Origin of the sequence: Aurantiacibacter gilvus (assembly GCF_038289935.1) — a bacterium.
GTDB lineage: Bacteria > Pseudomonadota > Alphaproteobacteria > Sphingomonadales > Sphingomonadaceae > Alteraurantiacibacter > Alteraurantiacibacter gilvus.
In genome coordinates, this window is the sequence record NZ_JBBYHV010000002.1 from 23,569 (window position 1) to 42,019 (window position 18,451).

At 61.7% G+C, this 18,451-nt stretch carries 13 protein-coding genes and 2 pseudogenes; 10 read left to right on the forward strand and 5 right to left on the reverse strand.

What is annotated here, in order from left to right; all coding sequences use genetic code 11:
• Window positions 1-8: 8 nt before the first annotated feature.
• The 8 genes from AAEO60_RS10115 (at window position 9) to AAEO60_RS10150 (ending at window position 8,552) form a co-directional block, all read left to right on the forward strand.
• Window positions 9-1,169 (forward strand): NAD(P)/FAD-dependent oxidoreductase, encoded by a 1,161-nt coding sequence (locus tag AAEO60_RS10115; protein WP_341673594.1) that lies wholly within the window; start codon window positions 9-11, stop codon window positions 1,167-1,169.
• Window positions 1,170-1,234: 65 nt separating this feature from the next.
• Complete coding sequence (locus tag AAEO60_RS10120) at window positions 1,235-1,600, forward strand: group I truncated hemoglobin (RefSeq protein WP_341673595.1); 366 nt, start codon at window positions 1,235-1,237, stop codon at window positions 1,598-1,600.
• A 2-nt stretch (window positions 1,601-1,602) separates the two neighbouring features.
• Complete coding sequence (locus AAEO60_RS10125; RefSeq protein ID WP_341673596.1) at window positions 1,603-2,649, forward strand: adenylate/guanylate cyclase domain-containing protein; 1,047 nt, start codon at window positions 1,603-1,605, stop codon at window positions 2,647-2,649.
• A 15-nt stretch (window positions 2,650-2,664) separates the two neighbouring features.
• Window positions 2,665-4,551, forward strand: a complete 1,887-nt coding sequence (locus AAEO60_RS10130; protein ID WP_341673597.1) for a hybrid sensor histidine kinase/response regulator — start codon at window positions 2,665-2,667, stop codon at window positions 4,549-4,551.
• 1 nt (window position 4,552) lies between these two features.
• The gene (locus tag AAEO60_RS10135) at window positions 4,553-5,263 is read left to right on the forward strand and encodes a response regulator (protein ID WP_341673598.1); all 711 of its coding nucleotides are present in this window, start codon (window positions 4,553-4,555) and stop codon (window positions 5,261-5,263) included.
• 115 nt (window positions 5,264-5,378) lie between these two features.
• Entirely contained in the window at window positions 5,379-6,902 is a 1,524-nt protein-coding gene (cysK, locus tag AAEO60_RS10140; RefSeq protein WP_341673599.1) for a cysteine synthase A, read from the forward strand.
• Complete coding sequence (locus AAEO60_RS10145; RefSeq protein WP_341673600.1) at window positions 6,899-8,308, forward strand: pyridoxal phosphate-dependent decarboxylase family protein; 1,410 nt, start codon at window positions 6,899-6,901, stop codon at window positions 8,306-8,308. The genes cysK and AAEO60_RS10145 overlap by 4 nt, the downstream gene beginning before the upstream one ends.
• A gap of 118 nt (window positions 8,309-8,426) precedes the next feature.
• The gene (locus AAEO60_RS10150) at window positions 8,427-8,552 is read left to right on the forward strand and encodes a hypothetical protein (RefSeq protein ID WP_341673601.1); all 126 of its coding nucleotides are present in this window, start codon (window positions 8,427-8,429) and stop codon (window positions 8,550-8,552) included.
• Between the two features lie 118 nt (window positions 8,553-8,670).
• Here the strand turns inward: AAEO60_RS10150 and AAEO60_RS15815 are convergent.
• Window positions 8,671-8,898, reverse strand: a pseudogene (locus AAEO60_RS15815) (IS6 family transposase); the annotation flags it as partial.
• Window positions 8,899-9,097: 199 nt separating this feature from the next.
• Window positions 9,098-9,988: a hypothetical protein gene (locus AAEO60_RS10155; protein ID WP_341673602.1), complete on the reverse strand. Its 891-nt coding sequence runs from the start codon at window positions 9,986-9,988 to the stop codon at window positions 9,098-9,100.
• 248 nt (window positions 9,989-10,236) lie between these two features.
• Between AAEO60_RS10155 and AAEO60_RS10160 the strand changes: the two genes are divergently transcribed.
• Together AAEO60_RS10160 and AAEO60_RS10165 are read left to right on the forward strand one after the other, a co-directional pair.
• On the forward strand, window positions 10,237-11,859 hold the full coding sequence (locus tag AAEO60_RS10160) for a winged helix-turn-helix domain-containing protein (RefSeq protein ID WP_341673603.1): 1,623 nt from the start codon (window positions 10,237-10,239) through the stop codon (window positions 11,857-11,859).
• The gene (locus tag AAEO60_RS10165) at window positions 11,856-14,213 is read left to right on the forward strand and encodes a TonB-dependent receptor (RefSeq protein WP_341673604.1); all 2,358 of its coding nucleotides are present in this window, start codon (window positions 11,856-11,858) and stop codon (window positions 14,211-14,213) included. The genes AAEO60_RS10160 and AAEO60_RS10165 overlap by 4 nt, the downstream gene beginning before the upstream one ends.
• Before the next feature lie 63 nt (window positions 14,214-14,276).
• On the opposite strand, the pseudogene AAEO60_RS15820 reads toward AAEO60_RS10165, so the two are convergent.
• The 3 genes and pseudogenes from AAEO60_RS15820 to AAEO60_RS10175 form a co-directional block, all read right to left on the reverse strand.
• Window positions 14,277-14,462: pseudogene (locus tag AAEO60_RS15820) on the reverse strand (IS6 family transposase); the annotation flags it as partial.
• A gap of 145 nt (window positions 14,463-14,607) precedes the next feature.
• On the reverse strand, window positions 14,608-15,618 hold the full coding sequence (locus AAEO60_RS10170; protein WP_341673605.1) for a sodium:calcium antiporter: 1,011 nt from the start codon (window positions 15,616-15,618) through the stop codon (window positions 14,608-14,610).
• Window positions 15,615-18,260 carry a cation-translocating P-type ATPase gene (locus tag AAEO60_RS10175; protein WP_341673606.1) on the reverse strand — a complete coding sequence of 882 codons (2,646 nt, stop codon included), beginning with the start codon at window positions 18,258-18,260 and terminating at the stop codon, window positions 15,615-15,617. The genes AAEO60_RS10170 and AAEO60_RS10175 overlap by 4 nt, the downstream gene beginning before the upstream one ends.
• Window positions 18,261-18,451: the final 191 nt, after the last annotated feature.

Here is an 18,451-nt window from a genome sequence, read left to right on the forward strand (position 1 = left end):
GAAGTACCGTGACCAATATCCTCCAGGCCCAGCACTACGATGCCATCGTGATCGGCGCGCGCTGCGCAGGTGCCGCAACAGCCATGCTCATGGCCCGCCACGGGGCGAAGGTGCTGCTGCTCGACCGCGCGGCGGAAGGCAGCGACACGCTATCGACCCATGCGCTCATGCGCGGAGCGGTCATGCAGTTGCACAACTGGGGCGTGCTGCCCGCGATCATCGCCGAAAACACGCCGCCGATCCGCCGCACGTCCTTTATCTACGGTGATGGCCCCGCGATTGATATTGACCTTTCAGACAGTTTCGGGACGCAAGCGCTCTATGCCCCGCGCCGTACCGTGCTCGACCGTCAGCTCGTCCGCGCAGCGCGCGAAGCAGGGGTCGATACCCAGTTCGGCGTGGCAATGACCGATGTACTGCGAAGTCCGAGCGGCCGCGTCATAGGCGTGACCATCCGCAGCACCCAGGGTCCGCACGATATCAAGGCCGATCTTGTTGTCGGCGCTGACGGCCGCAATTCTTCGCTCGCCCGCCATGTCGGTGCGAGCCTCAAAAAGCGCGGCACCAATATGTCGCAGGTCGCCTACGGCTATTTCAACGGGCTTCAGCAACGCGGCTACCGCTGGTTTTGGGGAGATGATTGTGGCGGCGGGGTGATCCCGACCAATGACGGCCAGGCTTGCGTCTTCGTCTCGGCAGCCCACGACGGAGACTACGATCTGCGTCAGGCCCGCGGCGCGCAGGGCTTTTCTGATGCTGTCCGCAAAATGCTGCCGCAGATGGCGCATGAAATCGCAGGCGCTGCGCTAGTCGGCCGCACCGTCGCCTTCACCGGCCAGCCGGGCCACATGCGAGAAGCTTGCGGCGATGGCTGGGCGCTGGTCGGTGATGCCGGCTACTTCAAGGATCCTATCACTGCGCACGGCATCACTGACGCGCTGCGTGATGCACAACTGCTCGCCGACAGCTGGGCGCGCGGAGAATTGGATGAATATCCGGCCATTCGCGACGGCCTGTCCTACGACATCTTTCGGCTCTCGGACGAGATCGCCGGTTACGACTGCGGGCTGGATGGCCTTGGCTCGCTGCACAAGTCGCTCAACACGGCAATGCAGGCGAACCAGCTCTGGATTGCAGAGAATCTCTATGCCCGCCGCGCGGCAGCCTGATGGTCCAAGCTTGATTTCAAACCTGCGCGGGCGCAGCATGCGCTTGGGCAAGGTGGGGTACATACATGGCACAACAGAATTCGATGTTTGACAAGTACGGGGGCTTCTCGGTCGTCAGCAAGATCGTCCTCGATCTCTACGAGCGGATCCTCGACGACGACGATCTCGGGCCCTTCTTCGATGATGTGGAGTTCGCCAAGATCGTCGATCACCAGACCAAGTTCGTGTCATCAATGATGGGCGGGCCTGCCTCCTACACCGATGTCCAGATACAAAAGCTGCACAGCCACTTGCCGATCAGCGAAGCGCATTTCGACAAGCTGACAACGATCCTGACCGAGGTGCTGCGGGACCACGGCGTGGAGGACGATGATACGCAAGAAATCGTCGGCACCTTTGCTGCTCGCCGCGGCCTCGTGGTCAACACCTGACCATGTCGATAGAAGCTATCAACGAACAACTTCTGCGCGCCATCGGCGTGGGCGTTGCCCTGCTCGACACGTCAGAGTTCAAGTTCCGCTTTTTCAACGACACATTCAAGGAATGGTTCGCCGAGATCGAAACCGGCCAGCTGTTGCGCGACGTCTTTCCCGAAATCGATGTGGACGAGGTGAAGCAGCGGCTCGAAGATACCGGCCAGTTCACCAGTGAGGCAAGTTTTCGTGTCCGCCGCCGCACCATGACCATTGCCATGACCATCAATCCGGCCCTGGAAGGCAGCCAGAAGGTCGCCGTGCTCGTGTGCCAGAACATCAGCCGCATCAAGGAACTGGAATCGATGATCGATTCCTACTCGATGATGGTCGAACGCAACACTCGCGAGATCAAGCGCGAAAAGGAGCAAGTTGAAAAGCTGCTGCTCAATATGATGCCGCGCTCGGTCTACGAGGAATACAAGACCTTCGGAGTGGTGACTCCGCGTACCTACGACAATGTCGCGGTCCTGTGTCTCGACTTTGCCGACTTCTCGCGCACGGTCGAGCAGCAGGATGCTGGTGTCATCGTTAGCGAATTGAATGACATCTACACGGCTTTCGACCGCATCGGCGACCAGTTCGGCTGCGAGCGCATCAAGACCGTCGGTGACCTTTATATCACCGTGGCCGGAATGCCTGACCCGTCTGAGCGCTCCGTACAGTCTGTAACCGATGCCGCAGTGCGCTTCGTGCGCTATCTCGTAAACCGCAACCGCAGCCACCCGATCGACTGGAGCTGCCGTATTGGTCTCGCCAGCGGATCGGTGATCGGCTCGGTCGTCGGGGTGCAGAAGTACATTTACGATGTCTTCGGCCCCGCCGTTGCCGATGCCATGCGCCTGCGCGAGGCAGCTGGCGCGATGGAGATAGTGGCAGAGGCGGACTTCGCCGCAAGGTTCGGCGACGACCACCAGACCCAGGCTGCGGGCACCTGCGAGTTGCCCGATCGCGGATCGACCGATGTCGTGCAGATCCTGCCCGATAGCGGCACGAGCCCGCTATAGAGTAGCGGCAGGCCAGTGGCGGCGACACCTCCTCTCGACAAGGACGAACTGGACAGCCAGTTTCGCGAGCTCATCGACGCCTTCCCGCTGGGGGTCGGTCTGTTCGATGCCGATGCGCGCATGCTCTATGCCAACCCCGCACTTGGCCGGCTCAATCCTCAGCTTGCCGAGTTGCTCGAGGTCGGGCTCGACTGGGACCACTTGCTGGTCGAATGGGTTGCTCGCGGCGTCATGAGCCTGGAGGCCCAGTCGCGATTGCGCTGGCTGGAAGCACAGCTTGACGAAGCAGGCGGGAAGAGCGTTCGCGCCGTGATTGAAATGCGCGACATGGGCCTGCACGAATTCATGCTCACGGCCATTTCCACGGGCGGCTTCGTACTTGACCAGCGCGACGTAACGCGGCGCGAAATGGCCGAGGAATACGACCGCGAGGCTGACGCTCTCCTGCGTCAGGTGATGGAAGCCTGCCCCGCCAATCTTGTCATGTCCCGCATGGACGACGGCCAGATCATCTATCGCTCTCCTGCTGCGCGCGAGCTTCTGGGGCCGGGCAAGAAGGTGGTCGAACATTTCGCCAAGCGGTCCGATCTTGCCGATTTCGTGACAGAGATCCTGCCGCAAGGCCGGCTCGACGATGTATCTATCCTGCTGAAGAATACCGACGGAAATACCTTCCCGGCGCTGCTCTCCTCACGGCTGATCGAATATCGCGGCGAGGACGTTGCAGTTTCAGCGCTGGTCGACATCACCAAGGAAGTCGAAATGCGCAAGATGCTAGCCGCGCAACGCGAGCGCATCTTTGAAACCGAGAAACTGTCTGCCCTGGGGGAATTGCTGGCGGGCGTAGCGCATGAGCTGAACAATCCGTTGTCGGTCGTTGTCGGCCATGCGTTGATGCTGCGTGAGGAAACAGTTGATCCGGAAATTTTGCGCCGCGTCGAGCAAATCGAGAAGGCCGCCGAACGCTGTGCCAAGATCGTGAAGAGCTTCCTAGCCATGGCGCGCGAACAGCAGGTCGCAAAAGAGACACTCGGCCTCCGGGGCCTGCTCGACAGTGCGGTGCGCAGCCTGCGCGAAGGCGAGATGGATTTCAACATTGAAGTCTCCTGCAATTTCGCCGCCGATCTCCCACCATTGTCCGGTGATCCGGCGCAGCTTGAACAGGTCTTCACCAACCTCCTGGTCAACGCGCAGCAGGCGATCGAAAAGGCGGGTGCTGATGGCCGGATCGAGATTGCTGCCCGCCCGGACCGCAGCCGCAACCTGATGGTGATCGACGTGGCTGACGACGGCCCGGGAATCCCGGCACATGTCGGAAAGCGCGTATTCGAGCCACTCTTCACGACCAAGGAAGTGGGACAAGGCACCGGAATCGGACTGGCCTTCTGTCACCGTGTGCTCACCGCGCACGGAGGGTCGATCGAGCTTATTCCCTCAGACGTCGGCGCACATTTCAGGATTCACCTACCGCTTGGGGAAGTTGACCAGTCCAAGAACGAGGCGCTCGCTGACCTGGCCCCTACAGATCGCCGCGGTCAGGTGCTGGTGATCGATGACGAGCAGGATGTCGCTGCGCTGATCGCGGAAATCCTGCGCCGCGACGGCTATCGGGTGGAGATGGCCCATTCGGCGGAAGACGGCCTCGCAGCATGCGCGGAGCAGGACTTCGATGCCGTTCTGGTCGACATCAAGATGCCGGGTATCGGCGGACAGGGCTTTCTCCAGCGCACTCGTGAAGAGCGTCCCGAACTGGTAGAGCGAATTGCTTTCGTCACCGGCAGCACGATGAGCCCGGAAACGCGGGGCTTCCTCGACAACTGCGGCTGCCGGTTCCTTGAGAAGCCTGTTGCTCCCAAGGACTTGCGCGCGCTGGCTTCCCAGATTGTGAAACGGAGCCGCTGAGATGGGTGAACCCACGCTAATTTGCATCTGTGACGACGAGGAACCGCTGCGCGCAATGCTGGCTGAATACCTCGAGAAGAATGGCTTCGCGACAGTGCAAGCGCAGGATGCCGCGAGCCTGCGCGAAGTAATGGCCGAGTGCGATCCCCAGTTGCTTCTGCTCGATATCAACATGCCGGGCGAGGACGGGCTTTCGGTCTTGCGCTCGCTGCACGGCGAAGAGAATGCGCCGCGCGTTATCATGCTGACCGCAGCGGGTGAGACGGTCGACCGCATTGTCGGCCTGGAGATGGGCGCCGACGACTATCTTTCAAAGCCTGTCGATTTGCGCGAACTCGTCGCAAGGGTCCGCGCTGTGCTGCGCCGTCCGTCGACGAAGGAGGTCGAAAATCCCCATGCTGCGGAGGGTCGCCTGCCGTTCGGCAAGACCTGGCTCGACCTGGAAGCCGCCAAGCTGTTTGACGAAGACGGCAAGCAAATTCCCCTGACGGCGATGGAATTCAACTTGCTCAAGCTGTTCGCCAAGAGCCGCGGGCGCGTACTCAATCGCGACCAGATCCTCGAAGGTGCACATGACCGCGAATGGGACCCGTTTGATCGCAGCATCGACATCCGAATCTCGCGCATCCGCAAGAAGATCGAGCACAATCCGTCGAAGCCGGCGGTGATCCGTACGGTGCGGGGCCTGGGTTATATCTACGATCCCGAATAACGGTCCGCTTCTTCGGTCAGAAACATTTGAAACATGATTGGCGCATCGGCGATCTCTCGCTGAAACATTGCACGGTCATGGTCAGGGCATCGAAACCCAGCCCAGGACCGATCCCATGAACGCCCCTTTTTCTCCCCGCATTTCCCAATCCCGAAGCCTTGTCAGGCACGGGTCCGTTCTCGACCTTGTCGGCAACACACCCGTAGTGCTTGCCGAAAAACTCTCACCTCCCGGCCGTGAGGTCTGGCTCAAGCTCGAAAGCGCCAATCCGATGGGTTCGGTCAAGGACCGGCTCGCACTCGGTCTGATCGAGGCCGCCGAGCAAGACGGTTCGCTCAAGCCCGGCCAGACCGTGGTCGAGGCGACCAGCGGGAATACCGGCATCGGCCTTGCCCTGGTATGCGCCCGCAAGGGCTATCCGCTGGTTATCGTCATGGCCGAAAGTTTCAGCGTCGAACGTCGCAAGATCCTGCGCTACCTCGGCGCCAGGGTTGTACTCACTCCGGCCTCGCTCAAGGGCACGGGCATGATCGAAAAGGCTCGCGAGCTTGCCGACGAACACGGCTGGTTCCTGCCCCGTCAGTTCGAGAACGAGAACAACGAGCAGGTCCATGAAGCCACCACCGGCATGGAAATCGTGCGAGCCTTTGCAGACGCACCGCTTGATGCCTTTGTCAGCGGCCTCGGCACCGGAGGCACGATCGCCGGAGTCGGGCGCGCGCTGAAGGCGCATATGCCACAGGCCCGCATCGTCGCTTGCGAGCCCGACAATTCGCCCGTGCTCGCATCAGGCCTGCCGCAGCAATATGCTGATGACGGAGCGCCGGCGGCCAGCCACCCGCGTTTCCGCCCGCATCCGATGCAAGGTTGGGCGCCCGATTTCATCCCGGCCGTTACGGCGCGGGCGATTGCCGACGGCGTGATCGACGAAGTCCTCCCGGTTTCCGGCAGCGAGGCCTTGGCCTGGTCGCGGCGACTTGCACGCGAGGAGGGCGTATTCTGCGGCATCACCTCGGGGGCCACCTTTGCCGTTGCCCGCCAACTCGCGAGCGAAATGCCCGAAGGCGTGCGTGTTCTGGCGATGATCCCCGACACCGGCGAGCGCTACCTGACCACGCCGCTATTTGGAGACATCGAGGAAGACATGGACCAGGTGGAGATGGAAATTTCCTGCTCCACCCCGGGTTCGCGCTTCGATGCTGCCCCCGCCGCCGCTCCGGCGGCCCAACCGGCGACCGCCAGTCCGAATGCCTTGTCACATGTCGATGCGATCATCGCCGACAAGGCGCAGCCGATAGTATTCTTCTCGCTTGAGTGGTGCGAATTCTGCTGGTCGGCACAGAAGTTGCTGGAACTCATGGGCGTCAATTTCCGCGGCGTGTACCTCGATGGCCCCGACTATTCCGATCCGGATTGGGGGAGCGACGTTCGCGTGGCACTGGCCCAGTGTAGCGGCGGCGCTCCGACCATCCCGCAAATCTTCGTCGGCGGCGCACATCTGGGCGGCGCGACCGATCTGTTCGATGCTTTTAACGATGGACGCCTGACGGAGGCTCTCGAGCGCGCCGGGATTGCCTACGCCGAGCCCGAACTCGAGAATGCCTATGCCCTGCTGCCCAAGTGGCTGCAGAAAAGATGAGTTGCTTTCCCAGCCAAGAAGTTGCTCAGGGCATCCTGGAAAAGGCGGCCCGTCTGGCAACGAAGGGACGCTACGGCGAACAGGCGCTCGATCCGCATCCGGTACCGCCTGCATCACAGGACAGTTTCGATGTCCCGCTGCCCCGCAATGGCCGCGATCCGGGGGAGGTTATCGAGGCTCTCGATCGCGCTGCGCGTCCAGGCCTTTCTGGCATGACACAGCCCGGTTTCATGAGCTGGGTGATCGGCGGTTCGCATCCCGTCGGGGTCGCTGCCGACTGGATGGCCGCAGCTTGGGGCCAGAATGCCTGCGTCTACGATGCTTCTCCCGCCGCTGCCGAGGCCGAGGCCGCTGGTGCGAAATACCTTCTCGACGTGCTCGACCTGCCGCGTGACAGTTCGGTCGGCTTCGCCACCGGTGCGACGATGGCAGCCTTTACTTCGCTCGCCGCAGCGCGGCTTTGTGTACTCGAACGGGCAGGTCATGATTTCGAGCGCAAAGGTCTTTGCGGCTGCCCCGAAGTGGCGATCTACATTGCCGATGATGCCCACGTGACGAACTATTCAGTGCTGCGTTATCTCGGCTTCGGTAGCAACCAGATGCGCCGCATACCTACGCGCACAGATGGCACCTATGATTGCGACGCGCTGGAACGCGCGATGGAAAAGGACACAGCGCCTGCGCGTATCGTGCTCGCACAGGCCGGCCATATCATGTCGGGCGCATTTGACGATTTCGGAAGGCTCGCAGCGCTTTGCAAACGCCATGATGCATGGCTCCATGTCGACGGTGCCTTCGGCCTCTGGGTGCGCGCGAGCCGCCGTCTGCGGCACATCGCCGAGGGCGCCGAACTGGCGGATTCCTGGTCGGTCGACGGCCATAAGTGGCTGCAGATCCCCTATGACTGCGGCTTTGCCGTCATAAGGCACGAGGAATACCACCGCCGCGCAATGACGATGCAGGCCGGTTACCTCCCAGACGGAGAGCGGCGCCGCAACAATTCCGACTACGTGCCCGAACTGTCTCGCCGCGCTCGCGGTTTCGCGGTCTGGGCCGTTATGCACTGCCTCGGACGCAAGGGCATTGAAGACATGGTCGAAAGCCATTGCCATGCTGCGCACCTGCTCGCCCAGGCAATCAAGCGACTCGACGGTGTCGAAGTGGTCAATCAGCAATGCCTCAACCAGTTGGCAGTCGCTTTCGAGTGCCAGTCTGGTGACGGAGCCGAAGCGGTAGCTGAGGCGCTCAACGCGAGTGGCCGATACTTCGTGCGCACAGCGTCGTGGCGAGGCCGCAAACTGCTGCGTTTCTCGATCACCAATGGCGACACCGGTCCCGATGATATCGCCCCACTGGTCGATCAGATAATCGCTGCGTGGCAAGCAGTTTCACTGGCCGCTGCCTGAGCGGCTGAAACAAAAGAAACACTGCTGGTAATAACACGAAATCAAGGTGTTACACTTTTGCTCCATAGCCTCGTTGTCGCCGGAATGACGGCAACATCAACCGATGAGGAGAATGAATATGTTTGTTAAGACCGAAACAACGATCGAGCAGAAGTTGAAGCTGGGTGTAGCCGCAATCATTTGCTCGATGATCACGATTATGTCGGCAGTTGCGATGGTGGTAAACCAGACCAATTTCGCGTGATCGTGTCGGGAATCCAGCCAAGGCGCACAAAGACGGGCGAGGGTTCAAAATGGTGCTGTCAGTCTAATCGCAACTTTTCTCCGAGTGGCAGAACTCGCCCAACCCGCGCCGCAGTTCGGGCCATGAGGTTCTGCCACTCGGCCAGGGCGACCGAGCGGCGAGTCTTGTAGGTCTCTGTGTGGACAAGGTGGCGCTCTAGGCTGAAGTGGTTGTGGACTTTGGCGTGGTCGGAGGCGAACTTCTGTAAGCCCTTCATCTATCGGAACCGGAGCATGACCCCTTCCCGTCTTCGGAACGAGGGATGGCTGTTCTCCCACCGGTTGTTGGCCCAGCGGCCGACCTCCTGCAGTCCTCCGCCCGAAGAACTGTTCCCGCTGTCCTGCTGGCTCTGCCCCGCCTGCGCCAATCCGATGGAAAGCGCACCAGCGTGATCTTGCGTGGACGCTCCGACGCTCGGCGTGTCGACGGCAATGGTGCCGTGGCCGCTTGTCGCGGGGCTGCTCACGGCGGATGCATCCACGCTTGCTACCAGCGTGGCATCCTCTTCATTGTTGCCGATGATCGCCTTGCGTTTCGGTGTTCAGGTCGTTGACCGCCACCGATACGCCGATTCCGGCGCTGTCGCCCCCTGCGAGTGCCCCGGTCAGTGACCTGACATTTACCCCCGGGGTCGCGTCGAGGGTAACTGTCGGTGCACTGACCGAGGCTGACGGGGCGACGTTTGCGTGAGCCGCCTCATCAAGCAGGTACATCGCCGCGACGCCGGTAACTCCGACGCTCCCCCCGGAGCCGGACCCCGGCGCGACGATGTAATTCGTTGTGTCTCCATCAGCCGAAACGGCGACCGATCCCACGCTTTGCAGCACGGCACCGCTGGCCACTCCCGCGAGGCTGGCGTTGTCGATATCGGTCATCGTGAAGACGCCGCCGACGGCTAAACCGGAGTTCGCGCTGTCGCCCCCTGACCCGGAAGCTCCGCCAATACCGCCGACGACGTCCCCCGCTCCGCCAAGACCGGATCCAGCGTCCCCCTCGCCAGACCCGGTCCCCGAACTGCTGTTCGCCAGGGCAGCCCAGCTGCCTGACAGGAACAGCACAGCGATCTCGGAATTTGCATCCACGCTGAGTGCGGAATCGAAAGTGAAAACGGGATTTGCAGTGCCATGGGCAAGAGTGGGAACGCCGCCTTCGAGATCGGCCTCATCCATAAACCGCGAAGGATCGCCGGCTCCGGCTGGAGACGTCCGGGTCACGGTCGTTCCCGCCCGGCCATCCGGCATGATCTCCGTGGCCGTTTGCGCCTGCGCTGTCCCAGCCAGTCCGCCGACAAACAACGCCCCGGCACTCACCACCACCAAACCACCCGCGTAGGCATGCCGACGCTTGCGCGCCAAGGCGGCCGACGGGCGTAGTGCCGTGCTGGTGTGGTCGGCCATGTTGCAACTCCGGGAAGAAACCGTGTAGGCTCCATATTAGGCCGAAGATTTGGCGAATACCTGATGGAAACCTGATGGGCCGAGCCGGAACGGGAATGCAGTCTCAAATGCCTGTTGATCGTCACAAATTGGCACAGGCTTGAAACAGGTGGAGGCAATCCCGGCGACCTGGCTGGTAACGTCACCCAGTCCGATGAAGAACAATAAGATGGGACGTTTCAAAAGCGATGGCGCCTGAAGAAGCGGGAATGTTGCGCGGAAGGTTGGAGCAGGCGTCGTTCAGCGTCGGTCATTTCGATGTCCAACCTGTCAGCAACAGCCTCGAACACCGCGGCGTCACCTACTCCGTCGAACCCCTCGTCATGGATGTCCTTTGCCTGCTTGCCCAACAGGCAGGCAAGGTCGTCACCCGCGACGACCTGATCAACAAGGTATGGTATTTCAATCCGGGCGCGGATGAGAGCCTGACACGGGCAGTATCGCTGCTGCGCCGGATATTCCGCGTGGACAGCAAGACACCCAAGTATATCGAGACAGTCTGGAAGGCCGGTTACCGCCTGCTTGCTCCGGTTGTCGAGGACGGGGCCGAGCAGTTTGACAGCGTTCCCGAATTTATCGTCCGACCGGACCATCCGGACTATTCCGTTGCGATCCTTTCTTTCAACAACCTGTCGACCGATGCCTCCGACGCGTTCCTGGCCGATGGGCTGACGCGGGACCTTACGCGGATGTTGTCGCGCGTGCCGCGCTTGAGGGTTGCTGCCTACAGTTCCGCCGCGCTGCTGCAGGAGGGTGCCGCCCCCGCAGGGGAAATCGCCAGAAAGTTGCGGGTGCGCTATCTCGTATCGGGATCGCTAACGCGACATGGCAACCAGGTTTCCCTGCGTGTGTCGCTGATGGACGGCGCTACCGACAGCCAGGTTTGGTCGCACAAGCTCTCGACCGATCTGGAACAGTTGTTCGACGTGCAGGACAAGCTCGTGCTTGACCTGTCCAGCGCGATGGCCAGTGCGCTGCAGATATCCCATGCCGAGGTCGCGCTATCCCAGCGCGGCTTCCGCCTGAATGCATACGAACTGGTGCAGCGCGCAGAAGCCTTGCGGATGAATTACAACGCCAAGACCGCGCAGCAGATCATCGCGCTCTTGAATCAGGCTCTGGAGATCGACCCGCAAGACGCGGCGGTCCATGCGGGCCTGGCGATCCAGCACACGCAGAACGTTGTCAGCAATTTCGAAGGGACGCCGCCCGATGCATTCGAGATAGCCCGTCGCCACGTCGATACGGCCATGCGCCTCGCCCCCAACGATCCGGAAGTGCTGCTTGCGGCAGGGATTGCAGCCACGATGATGGGCAATGCAAGGCTTGCTGTCCGGCACTTGTGGAAGGCGATAGAGCGCGATCCCAACAATCCGCACACCTTGGCCGTACTCGGCTGGCAAGTCTGCTGGCTAAACGGCGACCCGGCAGGACGCGAGATGATCGAACTTGCCGAAGAACGCGCACCGCACCATCCGCGTTATGCCGTCTGGGCGCACTATCGCGGGCACTGCGAAATTCGCCTTGGCCGGGTCAGGCAAGCCATCGCCGCCTACGAGGACTGTGTCGACCGCAATCCGAATTACAGCCTGAACCTGGTGACTTTGGCCATGGCGCAGAGCCTGGCGGGGCGTCTTGCGGATGCCCGCGCCACGATCGCAAGGATTCGCGTGATCGCGCCGCAATACAGCCCCGATGATTTCGAGAAATTGGCAAGGCGGATGGTCTACTGGTTCGGCAGTGAAACAGCCTTGCGGGACTCGCTGGCCGCATTCCGCCAGGCATGGACCCGCCAGAGCGACCTGCAAGCGGCGGGCGGCGTGGCGAAGTGATCCTGCCGGGAATGGCGAGCTATCGCTTGAATACAGTCAATTCAAAATTTGCAGCGCTAGCGCTGGTGGTGGCCATGTCCGGCACAGGACAGGTGCACGCTCAAAGCCAGGTCCCCGGCACCGTTGCCGAACATGCCTGTCTGGGCCAGGCGCAGTGCGATCACGAGATTCTCGTGACTGCGCGGCGACAGGTCGAAGCGGTGCAGGACGCCGGGATTCCAGCGACGGTCCTGTCTGGCGATCTGCTTGCCGGATTGGGCGTCACCGACCCGCGTGACCTCACGCTGCTGGTGCCATCGCTGACCGTCCAGCCGGTGGATATCTCCACCAGCTTTTCGATCCGCAGCGTCGGTGCGCTGGCGATCAACGCGTTCCAGGAAAACGCCGTCACCTACAATGTCGACGGCATTCATTTCGGCCGCCCGTCAGCCCCGGCCGGAACACTTTTCGATATCGAGCGGGTCGAGGTACTCAGGGGACCGCAGGGTACGCTCTACGGCCGCAATGCAACCGCCGGTGCGGTTAATGTCATCACGCGCGCCCCCACTTTGGGGGAAACATCTGCCAACCTGATGGCAGAACTGGGCACCTACAGCACGCGCAAGCTGCAAGCCGGGGCCACCCTGCCTCTCGGAAACCGCGCGGCAATCCGGCTTGCAGGACAATGGTCGCGGCACGATGGCTATCTTTCCGATGGTTATGACGACGAAGATATCGCCGCCGCCCGCGCCAACCTGCTGTTCGCGCCGCGCGATGGAATGGAATTGACCTTTTCCGCCGACTACGCGCGGATCGGCGGACGGGGCAGGGGCGCGGTGCTGTTCCCTTCTGACAGGACGCCCCATGCACCGTCGCCGGACCAGCTGATCGGCGCATCCGACCCCCGGATCACGAACATCTTGCAGGACCGCTCGTTCAGCCTGTTTCGGATCAACCCGGCGCTGGCGGGATTTTCGGACGAACAAATACGCAATCTGGTCAGCGTTCCGCTGGACGACGGCTTCCAGCGAAGCGAGTTCTGGGGAGTTTCAGCGCGGTTGCGTGACAATCTCGGCTTCGCGGAACTGTCCGCCATAGTCGGTTATCGCAAGTCGAGCCCCGACCTGCTGACCTACAATCCCGGCTTTCCGTCCCGGATAGTCGAGGACTCCGACCAGTTTACCGCCGAAATCCAGCTTGCCGGAGACGCGAACGATCAGCTTGGCTACATTGCCGGCGTCTATGTCTATGGCGAGGATACCAGCAGCTTCAACAATTACGACCAGGGTGCGCTTGCCAACCCGGAGTACCGCCCGGAACTTGAAACGCGAAGCATTGCAGGGTTCTCCACGCTTACCTGGCGCCTGTCGCCTACGCTCCAGCTACTGGCCGGGGCGCGCCTTACGCGAGAGACGAAATCGCTGAATGGGCTGATCGGCAACCGCACGGCATTCAATCCCGATGCGCCGCTGGTCCCGATCACCGGGGAACGGCAGGATAACCGGCTGACCTGGAATGCAGGCGCGGAATGGAACCTGGCTCCCTCCACCCTGCTATATGGTTCAGTCTCGACCGGCTTCAAATCTGGCGGTTTCTTTCCTTCTTCCGGCGTCAACCAGTATGCTCCCGAAACGCTGACTGCGTTCACCTTGGGCAGCAAGAGCGAATTTCTCGATGGCTCGCTGCTGCTCAATATCGAGGCATTCCACTGGCGTTATCGTGACCAGCAGATCAGCTATATCGGCCCGGTCGAAGTCACGCCGGGCAATTTCGGCCAAGCCGGCGTCACCGTCAACGCGGGGGACGCCCGTATCAGCGGTGCGGAGGTCGAACTGGCGTGGTCACCTTCTTCACAAACACTACTCAGTGCCGATATCCAGTATCTCGATGCCGAGTACCGGAGCTTGGTCTACGACGCGATTTCGGCAGGCGGCGGGCCATTGCTGACGACATGCGACGTGGCGGACGCCCCGCGCCAGGCGTCGCCGCCCGCTCGCTTGTTCACGGTCGATTGCTCAGGAAAGCCGGGTCTCAACGCGCCGCGATGGACAGCTAACCTCGCTTTTCGTCATGGTATCGACCTGGGCAATGACCTTGACCTGGTCCTGTCGGCGACAAGTCGGCTGGAGTCTGGCAGCTTCATCAATCTCGACTACCTGGATGATCAACGCCGCGAAGCTTACACCGTCACTGGAGCATCACTGGAACTGCGTCGAAGGGGTGGGCCATGGAGCATCCGCGCCTTTGTCGACAACATTGAGGACAGCACGGTCATATCCGCCGGTCTGACCCGCCCCATCATCAACGTATCGCTGCTGTCAGTTCGACCGCCCCGAACTGCGGGGATCCGGCTAAACCTAAGGTTCGGTAACTAGCTTTCCCAAGGGTGCTGTCACTCTAGTCGCAACTTGGCTCCGATTGGCAGAGCTGTCCCCCACCCGGCTTGAACTCATCCGGCTGACTCGCTGGCGGCTGACATCAGCAGCGAAGATCGGGCCGGACCTGTTCCACCAGTGCCGCACGGTCTCGTGGCAGATGTCGATCCCGCGCCCCGAAAGCAGGTCTTCCACGTTCCGCAGGCTCAGTGGGAACCGGACATACATCACTACCACCAGGCGGATAATCTCTGGTGACGAGTTGAAAGAGCAGAACGGATTGGCTGGCTTGCGGGGTCTTGGCCTGAGCCTACCCTAGCTGATCTTGCTAGTTCCGCGAACCGGTGCATTTGCTCTGACAGGACCGTCTTCGGTTCAATAGTGAGCGCGGAGATCAGTAACGATAGAGGAAGATGAAGTAGGCGCTCAGGAAATACACAGAGAGCAACGACAGGCTAGCCCAGCCCAGATTGCCAAAGAAGCGGCTCTTTGGGCGGTAGAGCAGTGCGACGATGAAGATGCCGTTCATGATCACACCCGCCAGTGCCGAGGCAATATGGGCAGGTGAAACATCGGCAAAGATGCTTCCCTTAGTATAGGCCAGATCATCCAGCGCGATCACCACAATGTCGAAAAGGTTGCTTCCCAGCAGCGCAGCGATCGCCATGTCCGGCGAATTGCGCCGCAGCGCACTGATGATGACCACAAATTCAGGCAGCGAGGTTGCACCGGCAACCAGCAGCGTGCCGACGAAACCTGCATGCAGGCCGGTCGAAGCCACGATTTGCAGGCCGACCGAGGGCAGAAGGCCGCCGGCTAGGGCGACGACCAATGCCGCGGCGAGATAACGCAGCACAGCCTGGCGCAGGCTCAGCGGATCGGCTTCGCCGACCGTTGGGGAGGTAATCGCGAGTCTGCGCTCATGCATGAAGGTCGCCCTCACGGCGACGAAGTACATCAGGATGATCAGCGGGGTGTAGATGCTGAAGTGATAGAAGACGCGGCCGACGACAGTGCCCGATGTGAGGATGGTCAGCCCGGCCAAGCCGATCAGAATCACGCCGAATCCCGCGGTCAGCACATGCCGCTGGTCGACCCGGCAATAGATCGACTCATCCCTGCTCAACGCGTCGAGGGCAACCAGCAGGCCAAGATTGAGAACGCAGCTTCCCAGTGCATCGCCTAGGGCGATGTCCGGGGTGTCGAACAGCGTGACCGCGCTGATGCCGGTGAACAGTTCGGGCAACGATGTCGCGGTCGATAGCAGAACCAACCCGACCCACGAACTGGGCAGACCGGTCCGGTCCGAGATTACCGCTGCGTATCGCGTCAGCGCATGGCCGGCGAAACCGATCAGCAGTCCGCAGACGGCAAACTGCAGCCATGGGACGACGGACTCGCTCATCGTGCGCGCTCCTCCTCACCAGGGCAAGTCAGCAGGCTGGCGCACTGGATCACCAGCAGGGGAGCAAGGCTAGCCGAAAGCGCCGTGAGCCACATCGCCCCATCAGGACGGACAAGCCCGAGTAGCGCGGAGAGTTGTGGCTGGTAGAGCGCGGCCAGAATAAGCAAGCTGCACAGGCCGATGGCGGACCATACCCAGGGATTGCGGGAAATCTCGTTGCGCAGAATGCCTGCATCGGGATGCCGCATGTTGAAGACATGCCACAACTGCGAAAAGGCGAGCGTGAGGAAGGTCACCGTAACCATTGCCGCTCCGTGCAGGCCGAGCAGGCCTTCGGCAATCGTCATCGCGGCAAACGTTGCACCCGTCAGCGCTAGGCCATGCAGCACGATCCGCCGCCATTGCGGCAAGCCAAGCAATGGCTCAGCCGATGGGCGAGGTGGACGGCGCATGACCGAAGCATCACCCTGCGCTGTTGCCAGGGCAAAGGCGGGAAAGACATCAGTGACAAGGTTGAGGAACAGGATCTGCAGCGGCAGGATCGGCAGCGGGAGCGCGAGCAGCACCGCCAATCCGACCACCAGCACTTCGCTGAGGTTGCAGGACAGCAGGTAAGAAACGAAGCGACGGATATTCTCGAAGATGACCCGCCCTTCGCGGATCGCCACAACTATCGTTTGAAAACTGTCGTCGAGCAGGACCATATCGGCCGCTTCGCGGGCGACGTCCGTGCCACGCTTGCCCATGGCCACGCCGATATCGGCCTGCCGTAAGGCTGGCGCGTCATTGACGCCGTCACCGGTCATCGCGACCACTTCGCCAGCTTCCTGGAAGGCGCGAACAAGCGCCAGCTTCTCGTCGGGATTGACGCGGGCGAACACCGTGGTGGCCTTCAGCGAGGCACCGTCAAAGTCGATTCGCGCGAGGTTGTGGCCTTCAAGCGCCTTCGCTCGGTCGACGGGTAGGCCGACTTGCCGGCCGATCGCGAGCGCGGTTACCGCATGGTCGCCTGTCACGATGGCCACGTTGATCCCTGCCTGACGGCAGGCAGCAATCGCCTCAGCAACGCCGGCGCGGGCTGGATCGCGCAGGCCTGCCACGCCGAGCAGGACGAGATTGTCGTATGGCTCCTCGCTGTCCGAAGCCGCCGCCTTGCTTGCCAGGGCAAGGACGCGCAACCCCTCACCGGCCAATCGAGAGACGAGTTCGCGCCACTCCGTTACGCCATTCTCGTCCAGTGGCACATCGCCATCGGGGAAACGGACCTTCGTGCAATGCGAGAGAACCGCTTCAGGGGCCCCCTTCACGGCGTAGAGGAAGCCGTCCCCGGCTCCGTGCACGGACGCCATCATCCGGGTCGCGGTGTCGAAGGCATGTTCGTACAGCGGTGGAAGCCGTTCGCTCAGTTCGGAGCGGTCGAACCCGCTGCTGGCGGCCGCTCGCAACAGGGCAAGTTCCATCGGGTCACCGATCCCCGCGTCCCCGTTTCCTTCGAGACTGCTCGAGTTGCAAAGAGCGGCAACTTGCAGCAGTCCTTCGAGCTGCGTAGTCACAGCCCCATCAACCGTGCCGGAAACAAACTGGCCCGGCGTCAACTCGGCTGCAGGCAGGCACAGCGTAACCACTTCCATCCGGTTTTCGGTCAATGTCCCGGTCTTGTCCGTCAGGATCAAGGTGGTCGAACCGAAGGTCTCGACTGCTGAAAGCTGCCGGACTAGGGCGTCTTGCCGCGCCATGCGCCACATCCCCTGTGCTAGGGCCAGCGTAGCGACGACCGGCAGGCCTTCCGGGATGGCGGCGATCGCCAGCGCGATGCCGGTCGTTACTATCAGGAAAGGGTCGGCATTTCGCAGCAGGCCGGCGAGTACGATGAGCGTGGCAAGTCCCAGAGTCAGCCAGACGAGATGCCCGGCAACCTCTGCCAGCCTCTTTTCCAGTGGTGAGCGGGAAGATCGGGCTTCCGCGACCAGCTGGGAAATCCGACCCAATTCGGTGTCGAACCCGGTTCCGACGATCAGGCAGGTGGCAGTGCCGCGGCTAACTGCCGTGCCTTTGTATAGCATGCTGGCGCGGTCAGCGAGGCGAGCATCGGCAGCAACCGTATCGGCCGACTTTTCGACCGGTTCGGATTCTCCTGTCAGCGTCGATTCGTCGACTACCAGCCTGGACGCCGAGAGGATACGCATGTCGGCCGAAATCACATCCCCGCCTTCGACGAGAACGATATCGCCGGGCACCAACTGCTCTGCCGGGATGATGTGCTGGCCGCCTTCGCGCAGCACCCGCGCAGAGCGATGACCGAGCGAACGGAGCGCTTGCATCGACCTTGTCGCCTTGGTTTCCGCGACAAAGCCGATGAGCGTATTCGTGAGCAGGACGGCCAGAATGGCGAGCGCCTCGAGGTGCTGGCCAAATGCCAGTCCGATCCCAGCGGCGGCGGCAAGTAGGTAGGTTACCGGGCTGGCAAGCTGATGCAGCAGGATGTTGAGTGCGGAGACCTTGCCTTGCGCCTCGAGCCGGTTGGGACCGTATTGCGCCATGCGTCGAGAGACTTCGACCTCGTCGAGTCCACGGGCTCTGTCGACGGCAAATTCTAACAAAAGGTCGGCGGCGGGCCGGCTGTGGAAGTCACTGCCCCGCATCATCGAAAGCCGACCGGCACGAGAACATGGAATCTATCCATTATACCAAAGATACAGAAACCTGTCAGAGTAGGCTAGTTGCCCTGATTACGCTTCGAGCCACGAGAGCCAATGCAACGATCCGCCGTTCGCCATTCGCCGGCTTCACCGGCGATGGCGGGTTTGCCAGCCACCGCATCGCCGATGTCCGC